An 11,911-nucleotide genomic window follows, 5' to 3' on the forward strand; every position below is an offset into this window, starting at 1 on the left:
GCGGCTCGGGCGGTCGCATTATTTTAAGGTAATCCTCCGAGGGAGTTTCGGTTCCCGCCGGCACTCAAGACCTCCCGCTTGACAACCGATCAGTTCCACTCGCTTATTGCGACTAGTTCGCATTAGCATTTGCATGACGGGAGTGGTGCGTGAGATTGATCAGATCCTGGAATCCACTGACCCCGGCCACTGCCGCCCTGATGTCGGCGGCCTGCTGCGGCGAATTGCATGCACAGGAGGTATTGCAGGAGATCGCCGTGGTGACCGACCGCGCAAGGACCGGCAATGCCAGCGACGGCTTCCAGTCGACCACCCAACTCAACGGCGCCGACCTGCAGCGCACCACGGCGGCGTCGCTGGCCGACCTGCTGGCGACCCAGCCCGGCGTGGCGGCCTCCACCTTTGCGCCGGGCGCCAGCCGGCCGAACATCCGCGGCCTCGACGACTATCGCGTCCGCGTGCAGGAGAACGGCATCGGCAGCCATGACGCTTCGGATTTCAGCCAGGACCATCAGGTGCCGGTCGATCCGCTCGTGGCGGACAGCGTCGAGCTGATCCGGGGCCCGGCGACGTTGCGCTATGGCAACCAGGCGATCGGCGGCGTGGTCAACGCGACCAACAACCGGATCCCGCAAAATCTCGTGCCGGACCATTTTTCCGCCCGTCTCAAGGGCGGTACAACGTCGGCCGACCACGGCATCGACGGCGCCGCCAGCGTGGATGCCAGCGGCGAGAATATCGCCATCCACGCCGACGCGTTCGGCCGCAACGCCGGTGACTACCGGATCCCGGGCGGCGTGCAGGCCAATACGCGATTGCGCTCGGCCGGCCAATCGGTCGGCGGTTCCTACATTTTCGATGGCGGCTATGTCGGCACCGCGATCCAGCACATCACCAGCCTTTATCATATTCCGGGGATCAACGAGGCCAGTCAGAATACCCGGATCAGCCTCGAACAGACCAAGATCACCAGCAAGGGCGAATGGCGCGCGCCGGTCGAGGGAATCGACGCGGTGCGCTTCGCCTTCGGCATCAGCGACTACAAGCATGATGAACTCGGCCTACCCGCCGACGGCGTGCTCAACACCATCAGCAACAAGGAGATCGAAGGCCGCTTCGAGATCGACCACGCTGCGGTGGCGACGCCTCTAGGCGCGCTGACGGGAAACTGGGGCCTTCAGGCCAGCAATCGCAAGCTCGGCACCCAGGGCACACTCGGTGGCCTGCTGGCGCCGACCAACACGGACGCGGTGGCGGGATTCGTGTTCGAGCAGTTGCAGCTTTCCGAAACGTTGAGACTGCAGGCCGCCGGCCGCATCGAGAGCATTACTGTCTCGGGCCTGGCGCCGGTGTTTCCGGCCAATTTCCTGCCGCCGCCGGACAGTTTTTCGCAATCCGCGGCCGCCCGCGATTTTGCACCGAAGAGCTTCAGCGTCGGCCTGCTGAAGAACTTACCGTGGGACATGGTGGCGTCGCTGAGCGCACAACGTGCGCAGCGCGCCCCGGCGGCGCCTGAACTGTTTTCACGCGGCTCCGACGGCGCTTCCGGCACCTTCGTGATCGGCAATCCGGACCTGAAGCTGGAGACGGCAGAATCCCTCGAGCTCGGATTGAAACGCATCACCGGCCCGTTCCGTTTCGAGGCCAGCCTCTACGCCACGCGCTACCGCGACTTCATCTACAAGCAGGTCACCGGCAATTTCTGTACCGACGCGTTCGCCAGTTGCGGGGCTTCGGGCCCCTTGCTGCAGGTCGCCTATGGCCAGCGCGATGCGAATTTCCGCGGCGCCGAGCTGGCCGCGCAATACGACATCGCCCCGCTCGGCGACGGCACCTTCGGCATCGATGGCCAGTTCGACGTGGTGCGCGCCACCTTCGCCGATGGCAGCAACGTGCCGCGCATCGCGCCAATGCGGCTGGGTGGCGGCGTTTGGTGGCGCAGCGCGGCGTGGCAGACCCGGATCGGCCTGCTGCATGCCTTCACACAGAACGACATCGCGCTGAACGAGACATCCACGGCCGGCTACAATCTGCTGAAGGTCGAGCTCAGCCATACGCATATTTTCACGAAGACCGATAGCGGGCTGCGCGAGATGACGTTCGGCGTCGTCGGCGACAATCTGCTCGACGAGCGCATCCGCAACCACATCTCGTTCAAAAAGGCGGAGGTGCTGCAGCCCGGACTCGGCGTAAGGCTGTTCACCAGCCTTCGTTTCTGAACATGGCTGGAATCCCTCCATTTCGCACCGCACCGCGCAGGCCACCGGCGACATACTCGCGCGACCGCGGTATTCTTGCCATCATCCTTGCTTACGTACGCTTATCGCCCGACGGAACGCAGCCCCTATGAAATATATCCCGACCCATCTCGCTGTCGCACTGACCGCGGTTATGCTGCAGTCCCATAATGCCCTGGCCGCAACGACCGATCTGACGCTGCCGCGCAACCTGTCCCCCTGGGGCATGTTCATGGGCGCCGACATCGTCGTGAAGATCGTGATGGTGGGGCTTGCTATCGCATCCCTGGTGACGTGGACGGTGTGGCTCGCCAAGACGCTCGAACTGGCCAGCGCGCGACGCATCGCGAATCGTCGACTGAAACTTCTGGAGAGCGACACCACGCTCGACGCCGTCGAGCAGGACAGCGCCGGCCGCACCGACGCGGTGGCGCAGCTGATCCATTCCGCCGTGCGCGAGACGAAGTTGTCGCACGGTCAGTTCGACGACGGCTTCAAGGAGCGTATCGCGCTGCGGCTGGAGCGCGTCGAGCTGGCGATGTCGCGCCGCATCTCGCGCGGCACCGGCGTGGTCGCCACGATCGGCGCCATTGCGCCATTCGTCGGCCTGTTCGGCACCGTCTGGGGCATCATGAACGCCTTCATCGGCATTTCCGAAACCAAGACCACCAATCTCGCCGTGGTCGCGCCGGGCATCGCCGAGGCGCTGCTGGCCACTGCGCTCGGCCTCGTCGCGGCAATTCCCGCGGTCGTGATCTACAACCATCTGGTTCGCCACGTGACGTCGTACCGCGCGTTGCTGGGCGACGCCTCGGCGCAGGTGATGCTGCTGGTCAGCCGCGACCATGGCCGCCGCGGCGTGCCGATCTCCCGGGCGGCGGAGTAGTCCGGTGGGATCGCGCCTGGGCGGACGCACGCGCAACGGGGATGACGACCTCGAAGTGCAGCACGAGATCAACGTCACGCCGTTCATCGATGTGATGCTGGTGCTGCTGATCATCTTCATGGTCGCGGCACCCTTGGCCACCGTCGATCTCGGCGTCGATCTGCCGGCCAGCGCCGTCGAGCCCGCGCCGCGTTCGGACAAGCCTGTCTTCGTGACCCTGAAGCCGGATCTGTCGATCGGCATCGGCGAAGACGTGATCGCGCGCGATACGCTCGGTGCATCGCTGGACAGCGCGACGAAAAGCAACAAGGACGAGCGCATCTTCCTGCGCGCCGACAAGGCCGTCAGCTATGGCGACCTGATGGAGGTGATGAACCTGCTGCGCACGGCCGGCTATCTCAAGGTCGCCTTGGTCGGTCTCGACGGCCGCGCCCCGACGCCATGACCCCCTACGCGCTGCATGCCCCGACCGACCGCACCGCGCTGCGCTGGCTCGGTTCGGCTGTCGTGATCGTCGCGATCCATGCCGGCCTGATCGCCGCCGGCCTCGGTTGGTATCGCCAGCAAGCGCCGTCCGGCAGCGAGATGCCGGCCATTATGGTCGACATGGCGCCGGCCGCGGCCGCGCCGGAGACATCGCAGCAGGACGCCGCACCGGGACCGGAAATGCTGCAGGCGGAGGCTCCTTCCGAGCCGCCGCCGCCGCCGGAGCCCGTGATCCAGCAGCCGATCGAGGAGCAAGTCGCGCCGACGCCGCCGGTCGAGCAGCCAGTGGTGGAAGCCCCGCCCGAGCAGAAGATCGAACAAACCTCGCCGCCCGAGCCGGCCAAGGTCGAGCCGGAGCCGCCAAAGCCGGAGCCGGAGAAACCGACGCCGAAGCCGGAGCGCGCCGAGCCGAAGAAGAAACCCAGTGAAACGCCGCCGGCGCCGCGCACCACCGCGCCGCCGCGCGTCGATCGCCGGGCCACTGCCGCGTCCACGGCCAGTGCAGGCGCGGCGGCGGCCGCGGCCCTGCCGTCCTATCGCGATCGCCTGGCCGTTCATCTGCAGCGCTACAAGCAATATCCGAGCGAAGCCCGGTCGGCGGGACAACAGGGCGTGGCGATGCTGAGCTTCACGGTCAGCCGTAGCGGCCAAGTGCTCGGCAGCCGGCTCGCGGGCTCTTCCGGCGTGGCGGCGCTTGATGCCGAGACGATGGCCATGATCCGCCGCGCCCAGCCGCTGCCCGCCTTCCCGCCGGAGATGACCCAGGCGTCGCTGAGCTTCACGGTGCCAGTGCGCTTCTCCATCCGGTAGTTGCCGTAGCAGGAGCGCGCTGATCTCCCCCTTGCGGGGAGGGTGGCCCGGCGAAGCGCAGCGAAGCCGTGTGGGGTGGGGGTTGCCACAGACGCTGTCGCCCGCGGCACCCCACCCCGACCTCCACTCCGAACGAAGCGTTGCTTCGTTCTTCGTTCGGTCGACCCTCCCCGCAAGGGGGAGGGAGACCATTGGCGCCTTCGCTCGTATCATTAGTACGTATTACTGATCCGGATTCGCCCGCTCGAACTGGCGCAGCAGTTTGTTGCCGCGATCGGCGGCGGCATCCAGCGCGGCCTGCGCGGATTTCCGGCCGGCAAAGGCCTGTTCGAGTTCGTCCTCGATCGCGTCGCGGATCAGGGTGAAGGAGCCGAGCCGCAAGCCCTTGGAATTTGCGGTCGGCGGGTTCAGCGTAATCTGCTCGATCGACTTTGCCGTGCCCGGATGACGGTCGTAGAAGCCTTGCGCACGGGTCAGGTCGAAGGCAGCACGGGTAATCGGCAAATAGCCCGTGTTCTGGTGCCAGGCCGCCTGGATATCCGGCTGCGACAGGAACGCGAAGAACTTGGCGACACCCTTATATTCGTCGCGCGGCCGGTCGCGCAGCACCCACAGCGTCGCCCCGCCAATAATCGAGTTACGCGGCGCGGACGCGACATCCGGCCAGTACGGCAGCATGCCGTAGCCGACCTCGAATTTCGCATTGGCCAGAATATCGGCGCGGGTGCCGGACGATCCCAGAAAAATTCCGCATTCGCCTTTCTGGAAGCGCGGCTCCGCCGACGTTGCGCGACCGCTGTAGTCGAACACTTTTGTCTTCTGCCACTGCGCGAGCTGCGCGACGTGGCGGATCATCGCGGCATTGTTGAAGGTCAGGATCGCGTCCAGCCCGGCCATGCCGTTGGCCCGGGTCGCCACCGGCAGATCGTGAAACGCTGAGAAATTCTCGACATTGATCCATGACGGCCAGGAGGTGGTGAAGCCGCAGGCGGTGCCGGCGGCGCGCAGCCGCTTGGCGGCATCGCCCAGTTCCGGCCAGGTGCGCGGCGGGGCCTCGGGATCGAGGCCGGCGGCGCGGAACAGGTCCTTGTTGTAGTACAGGATCGGCGTCGAGGCATTGAACGGGAACGACAGCATATTGCCGGCGATGTCGGTGTAATAGCCGGCGATCGCCGGCAGATAGGCCGCGGGCGAAAACGCTTCCGCCTGGTCGCGCATCAATTCGTGCACCGGATAGATGGCGCCCTTCGCCGCCATCATCGTCGCGGTAGATGCCTCGCTGACCTGTACGATGGCCGGCTGGCTGCGCGAGCGGAAGGCGAAGATCGCTGCGTTTACGGTCTCCGAGTAGTTTCCCTTGTAGACGGGGACGACGCGGTAGCCGGCCTGCGTGGCATTGAAATCGTGGGCGAGTTTTTCGAGCTGCCGGCCAAGCTGGCCCGACATCGCATGCCACCACTGGATCTCCGTGACGGCCTGCGCCGGCGCCACCAGCGAAGCTGCCAGCGCGCATCCCGCAACTATTCGAACGACCGCTTGCAACATGGCCTGCCTGCTTTGACCGGTCCCGGCGCGTCGGCACTCCGGACGCCCTTCGCCTGAACTGTACGGGGTGATGTTTCAGGAAAAAACTACCTTTCAGTCGGTCCGGCCGGACGAATAGTTCACGCGACTTCGCTATTCACGGCTTGACGCAAGCCGCCGCCTGGCAAATTCTCGCGGTATCCGGGGATAGCAACGCCTGCAAGCGCCCCGCTGCCGATGAACCTTTTGCAACGCCGCGAGACATACCCGTGGTGACGACCCAGGACAGTGGAGTTTCGCAGCAGCAAAAGGTGCTGGCGGCCAGGGGCCGTACCGGCTTGATCGGGTTTGTCCGCGCCATTCCGATCCGCTGGCGCATCCTGTCGATCGCCTCGCTGAATTCCGCCGTGGTACTGGTGCTGGCCGGTCTGATCTGGAGCGGCTCGCAGGTCTTGTCCTCGGCCTGGGACGATGTCCGCCAAGTCCGGCAGTCCGACCAGATCCTGGCGCTGCTGGAAAGCGAGACCAGCCGGCTGCAGAACCTGATCCATCGCTACATCAACCAGCCGAGCCCCGAGCTGTTCGCCGAAATCCTGCTGCTGCGCGAGGCGGTGCTGGGCACGCTAAGCAGCCGGGCCTCGACCGATCCGATGCTGTCGGGCTCGGTCGCCGAGCTGGAGCGCGTCACCGAGCGCTTCCTCTCCGGATTCGGCGAATTGCGCAGCCTGCAAACCACCATAGCCAAGACCTATGAGGCGCAGGTGCTGGGCCCCGCCAAGGACATGGCCGGGCTGTATTCGATCATCGAGGGCGCCACCAACCAGCGCGACGCGCTGATCTGGCCACCGCTCGGAAAGTCTCGCGAGGCCTTCACGGCGATGCTGGTGGCCGCCAACGCCTACTACCTGTCGCTGGCCTCGGCCTCCGCCGAGGAAGCCCGCCGCAACACCGAGACCATCGAGCGCACCATTCCGGTGATGACCGAAATGGCGGACAACGACCTGCAACGCGAGGCCTTGCAGCGGCTGAAGGGTCGCGCGGTGGCGCTGCGCGAAGGGCTGGCGAAACTGTCAGAGCAGCTCACCGGCCGCACCGACCTGCTGCGCAATTCGATCGACGCCAGCCAGGCCGACACCATCGCCGCGATCGACGGCCTGTCGGTCCTGATGCGGCAGCGCGAGCAGAAAGCCCAGACCACCTTCGACCGCACGCTGGCGAACATCTCGCGCAACGTGCTGCTAATTGCGACCTTCTTCCTGTGCGTCATCATCATCGCCGGGATCGTCATCGCGCTCAGCATCCGGCTGCCGTTGCAGCAGATCATGGGCTCGATGCGGGCCATCACCACGGGCCACCTCGACCGTGAGGTACAGGGCACCGATGCCCGCGACGAGGTCGGCGCGATGGCCCGCGCCGTCGAGGTATTCCGCCAGAACGCCATCGCCCGGCGCGATGCCGAAGTGGAGTTGCGCGCATCCAAAGAGAAGGCCGAGAGCGCGCTGCTCGAACTATATGCCGCGCAACAGAATTTGATCGATGCCGAACGGCTGGCGGCACTCGGCGGGCTGGTCGCCGGCGTCGCCCACGAGGTCAACAATCCGATCGGCATCAGCCTGACGGTTGCGTCCTCCTTTGCGCGGCGCAGCGAGATGTTCGAGGCCGAATTGCGTGGCGGCACACCGCTGCGCCGCTCGCAACTCGAGGAATTCGTCCGGACCTGCCAGGACGCCGCACAGCAGCTCGTCTCCAACCTGCAGCGCGCCGGCGAATTGATCCAATCCTTCAAGCAGGTTGCGGTGGATCGCTCGCACGCCGAGCGACGCCAGTTCAACCTCTCCGAGGCCACCGACCAGATTATCGCCAGCCTGCGCCCGGTACTGAAAAAGTCGCTGATTACCCTCACCGTCGACGTGCCGGACGGCCTCATCATCGACGGTTATCCCGGCTCCTACGGCCAGATCCTGACTAACCTGTTCCTGAACGCGGCCAATCACGCCTTTCCTGACGGCCGCCCCGGCGCGATCACCCTGACGGCGCGGCTACGCGGCACCGACGACATCGAGATCAGCTTTTCCGACAATGGCGTCGGCATGACGCCGGACGTGCAGCGTCAGGCATTCGACCCGTTCTTTACGACGCGCCGCAACGAGGGCGGCACCGGCCTTGGACTGCACATCGTCTACAATCTGGTCACCCAGCAGCTCGGCGGCCGGATGATGCTCGATTCTAGGCTGGGACAAGGCACGACCTTTCGCATTATCATGCCGCGGGCCGCCACCGCCGCGGGAGCAATTGACGGGACCACGCAATGGCCGAACAGGACGATGTCCTCTATCTGATCGAAGACGCCGGCGAGGTGCCGGAAGACACCAGTTTGCGCAAATGGAAGATCGCCGTGATCGATGACGATCAGGCGGTCCATGAGGGCACGCGCTTTGCACTCAGCGATTACACGCTGAACGGCCAGTCGCTGGAAATCCTATCGGCCTATTCGGCAGCCGAAGGCCAGATTTTGATGCGCGACAACCCGGACATTGCCGCCGTGCTGCTCGACGTCATTATGGAGACCGACGACGCGGGCCTCGAGCTCGTCGAATTCATCCGCAACGAACTGCATAACGAGACCGTCCGCATCATCCTGCGTACCGGCCAGCCCGGCCAGGCGCCGGAGCGCCGCGTGATCGTCGACTACGACATCAACGACTACAAGGCCAAGACCGAGCTTACCGCCGACAAGCTGTTCACCTCGCTGACCGCCGCATTGCGCAGCTACCAGCAGCTCGAACGCATGGTGCAGACGCGCCGCGGGCTGGAGATCATCATCGACGCCGCGTCCACGCTATATGATTTCCGCTCGATGCAGCGGCTCGCCGAGGGCGTACTGACGCAGATCGCGTCCTTGCTCAATGTCGATTGTGCCGGGATCCTGGTGCTGCGCGACGGCGGCGACATCGGCGACGATTTTGCCGTGCTGGCGGGATCGGGCTGCTACAGCCGCTTTATCGGCTGCCCGACGCCGCAGTCGCTCGATCCCGATCTGCGGCTCATGGTCGAGGACGCCTTCCGCCGCCGCAAGCATGATTTCGCCGACCAGCGCACCGTGCTCTACATCCGCACCGGCTCCGGTCGCGAGGTCGTGGTGCTGCTGCAAGCCGAGCGGCAGTTGTCGGAAACCGACCGTGCGCTGGTGGAGATCTTCGGCAGCCGGCTGTCAATCGCCTTCGACAATGTGATCCTGTACCAGCAACTGCACGCCGCCAATACCCAGCTCGAGGACCGCGTGGCGCAGCGTACCCGCGCGCTGATGCAGGCCAACCGCCGGCTGTCGGCGCAATGGCTGCGCCTGCAGCGCGCCAATGGCTTCAAGAACGAGATCCTCGGCACCGTGGCGCACGACCTCAAGAATCCGCTCGGCGTCATTCTCGGGCGCACCGAAATGCTGACCGAGTTGATCGGAGCCGGCTCACCGAAGGAAAACGTAGCAGCCCAGATCGAGCACATCCGCGACGCCACCAAGCGGCTGACCGCGATGGTCGATCATTTGATCAACGACGCGATGGCGGACGCCTTCGACATCACCATCCGCCGCGAGCCGGTGGATATCTCCGCGCTGGTCACCGACGTCGCCGAGGCCAACAAGCCTTCAGCGGTCAACAAGCAGCAGGCCATCACCGTCTCGGTGCCGGCGCACCGGGATCTTACTTTGTGCGACGCCGACCGGATGCGCGAAGCAATCGACAATCTGGTCAGCAATGCGATCAAATACAGCCCGATCGGCGGCAGCATCGCGCTGGCGGTGAGTGGCGACAGCATCACGGTCAGCATCAGCGTGACCGACGAGGGCGCCGGCCTGCTGCCGGAAGACCTCGACCGGCTGTTCGGCCGCTTCCAGCGATTGTCCGCCAAGCCGACCGGCGGCGAAAGCTCGACCGGTCTCGGCCTCTCGATCGTCAAGCGCATCGTCGACATGCATGGCGGCGACGTCACCGCCGAAAGCCCCGGCCCCGGCCGCGGCGCGACCTTCACCATCTCTTTGCCCGCGACAACCGAAACCTGACATGAGCCACAGCCCACACATCATCATCGTTGACGACGAGGCACCGGCCCGCGAGATGGTCGGCGATTACCTCAAGATGCACGGCTTTGCGGTCACTCTGTGCGACGGCGGCAAGAGTTTGCGCGCCGAAATCGCCAGCAAGGTGCCAGACCTCGTGGTGCTGGATCTCAACATGCCCGAGGAAGACGGGCTGTCGATCATCCGCGACCTCAAGGGCCGCATCAACGTGCCGGTGATCATGCTGACTGCGACCGCGAGCCCGATCGACCGGGTGGTCGGCCTGGAGATCGGCGCCGACGACTACATCGCCAAGCCGTGCGAGTTGCGCGAACTGATGGCTCGGATCCGCTCGGTGCTGCGGCGCAGCGGACCGAAAGCCGAAGCGGCGGCGCCGGCAAAATCCATCAGCGAACATCTGGTGCGGTTCGGCACCAAATGGCTCGATCTCGAAGCCCAGGCGCTACGCGACGACGAGGGCAACGAACATCCGCTGACGGCATCGGAGTTCGGTCTGCTGAAAGTGTTCGCTGCCAACCCGAAGCGCGTGCTGTCACGCGAACGGCTGCTCGAACTGGCGAATGCGCGCGACGCCGAAGCCTTCGACCGTGCCGTCGACCTGCGCATCATGCGGATCCGCCGCAAGATCGAACCGGACCCGGCGCACCCCGCCGTCATCCGCACCATCCGCGGCGGCGGCTACCTGTTTTCGCCGGTCGTGGAGAAGGCATAGCGGCATTAAACCCGTGCCAGGCCGTTTGGTTCCTAGCCCGCGGCAACACCCCATAGCCGCTGCCTATGGCCACCCATCTTGTTAAAATTACTGCATTTTTTATCTCCAATATGTCGTCGCGGGGTACCGCACGACACATTTGCGCGTGGCATGAAACCATTTTCCGCTTGTCTCGACGACGTGCGGAAACCGGCAAACCTTAACACTCCTCCCAACGAAGCCGCCCCGGCGGTATCAACGGGAGCCGATCATGCAGAACGTCATCGCCCTCAACGCCGCAGGCCAGCAGGGTATCCTTGCCGCCCGCGACACCTCGGATGAGATGTTGCTGGAGAAGATTGCGACCGGCGACCGCACCGCCATGCACACGCTCTATGCCCGGCACAATGTCCGTGTCTATCGCTTCGTGCTGCGCATGCTGCGCGACAGCACCGCGACCGAGGATCTGGTCAGTCAGGTGTTCCTCGACGTCTGGCGCAGCGCCAGCCAGTTCGAGGGCCGCTCGCAGGTCTCCACCTGGCTGCTGTCGATCGCCCGCTTCAAGGCTTTGACCGCACTGCGCCAGCGCAAGCACGAGGACATCGACCAGGACGACGTGATGCAGATCGCCGACCAGGCCGATACGCCGGAGGCGTCGCTCGATCGCAGCCGCACCAGCGCCATCCTGCGCGCCTGCGTCGCCAGACTGTCGCCGGCACATCGCGAGATCGTCAGCCTGGTCTACTACCATGAGAAATCGGTCGAGGAGGTCGCCCAACTGATCGGGATCCCCGCCGCCACCGTCAAGACCCGGATGTTCTATGCCCGCAAGCAACTCGCGGAGTTTCTGAAAAGCGCCGGGATCGACAGCCTCGCGGCCTGAGCGATCCCTGATTTGAAGTTTCGTCGTTAACCTCCAACCTCGACTCGGACGGGATGCCTCCCTTCCGGGTCTTTTTTTGGCTGCTAGCCATAGCCACGGACTTCGCAGCGATGCACAGTCTTTCAACCGTCATTGCGAGGAGCCCTTGCGACGAAGCAATCCAGTCTCCTCTGGTGGCTCTGGATTGCTGCGTCGCTTCGCTCCTCGCAATGACGGCGGAGGCGACAGCATTTCGGCATCAATACGTCGTCCCCTAGACAATCTGTCCACCTCAGCCTGTGTAGGATCGCGACGCTTCCCGTGGTATCGCTCCGCCTGC

General features: G+C 65.0%; 9 protein-coding genes. 8 read left to right on the forward strand and 1 reads right to left on the reverse strand.

Going from position 1 to position 11,911, the window contains the following annotated elements:
* Positions 1-149 precede the first annotated feature (149 nt).
* The 4 genes from FNL56_RS27255 (at position 150) to FNL56_RS27270 (ending at position 4,419) form a co-directional block, all read left to right on the forward strand.
* Positions 150-2,219, forward strand: a complete 2,070-nt coding sequence (locus tag FNL56_RS27255; RefSeq protein WP_246660822.1) for a TonB-dependent receptor — start codon at positions 150-152, stop codon at positions 2,217-2,219.
* A gap of 172 nt (positions 2,220-2,391) precedes the next feature.
* The gene (exbB, locus tag FNL56_RS27260) at positions 2,392-3,123 is read left to right on the forward strand and encodes a tonB-system energizer ExbB (protein WP_246661047.1); all 732 of its coding nucleotides are present in this window, start codon (positions 2,392-2,394) and stop codon (positions 3,121-3,123) included.
* 4 nt (positions 3,124-3,127) lie between these two features.
* On the forward strand, positions 3,128-3,568 hold the full coding sequence (gene exbD / locus FNL56_RS27265; protein WP_168203051.1) for a TonB system transport protein ExbD: 441 nt from the start codon (positions 3,128-3,130) through the stop codon (positions 3,566-3,568).
* A complete protein-coding gene (locus FNL56_RS27270; RefSeq protein ID WP_143575918.1) occupies positions 3,565-4,419 on the forward strand; it encodes an energy transducer TonB family protein in 855 nt (284 codons plus the stop codon). Before exbD ends, FNL56_RS27270 begins: the two co-directional genes overlap by 4 nt.
* A 222-nt stretch (positions 4,420-4,641) precedes the next feature.
* Here FNL56_RS27270 and ugpB read toward each other — a convergent pair whose 3' ends face one another.
* Positions 4,642-5,964, reverse strand: a complete 1,323-nt coding sequence (ugpB, locus tag FNL56_RS27275) for a sn-glycerol-3-phosphate ABC transporter substrate-binding protein UgpB (protein WP_143575919.1) — start codon at positions 5,962-5,964, stop codon at positions 4,642-4,644.
* Positions 5,965-6,254: 290 nt separating this feature from the next.
* Between ugpB and FNL56_RS27280 the strand changes: the two genes are divergently transcribed.
* The 4 genes from FNL56_RS27280 to FNL56_RS27295 all read left to right on the forward strand — a co-directional run bounded on the left by FNL56_RS27280 (position 6,255) and on the right by FNL56_RS27295 (position 11,592).
* The gene (locus FNL56_RS27280; protein ID WP_246661570.1) at positions 6,255-8,282 is read left to right on the forward strand and encodes a sensor histidine kinase; all 2,028 of its coding nucleotides are present in this window, start codon (positions 6,255-6,257) and stop codon (positions 8,280-8,282) included.
* Positions 8,252-10,000 carry an ATP-binding response regulator gene (locus FNL56_RS27285; protein WP_143575920.1) on the forward strand — a complete coding sequence of 583 codons (1,749 nt, stop codon included), beginning with the start codon at positions 8,252-8,254 and terminating at the stop codon, positions 9,998-10,000. Before FNL56_RS27280 ends, FNL56_RS27285 begins: the two co-directional genes overlap by 31 nt.
* A 1-nt stretch (position 10,001) precedes the next feature.
* Positions 10,002-10,730 (forward strand): response regulator, encoded by a 729-nt coding sequence (locus FNL56_RS27290; RefSeq protein ID WP_143575921.1) that lies wholly within the window; start codon positions 10,002-10,004, stop codon positions 10,728-10,730.
* Between the two features lie 250 nt (positions 10,731-10,980).
* Entirely contained in the window at positions 10,981-11,592 is a 612-nt protein-coding gene (locus FNL56_RS27295) for a sigma-70 family RNA polymerase sigma factor (RefSeq protein WP_143575922.1), read from the forward strand.
* Positions 11,593-11,911: the final 319 nt, after the last annotated feature.

It is taken from the genome of Tardiphaga sp. vice304 (assembly GCF_007018905.1).
GTDB lineage: Bacteria > Pseudomonadota > Alphaproteobacteria > Rhizobiales > Xanthobacteraceae > Tardiphaga.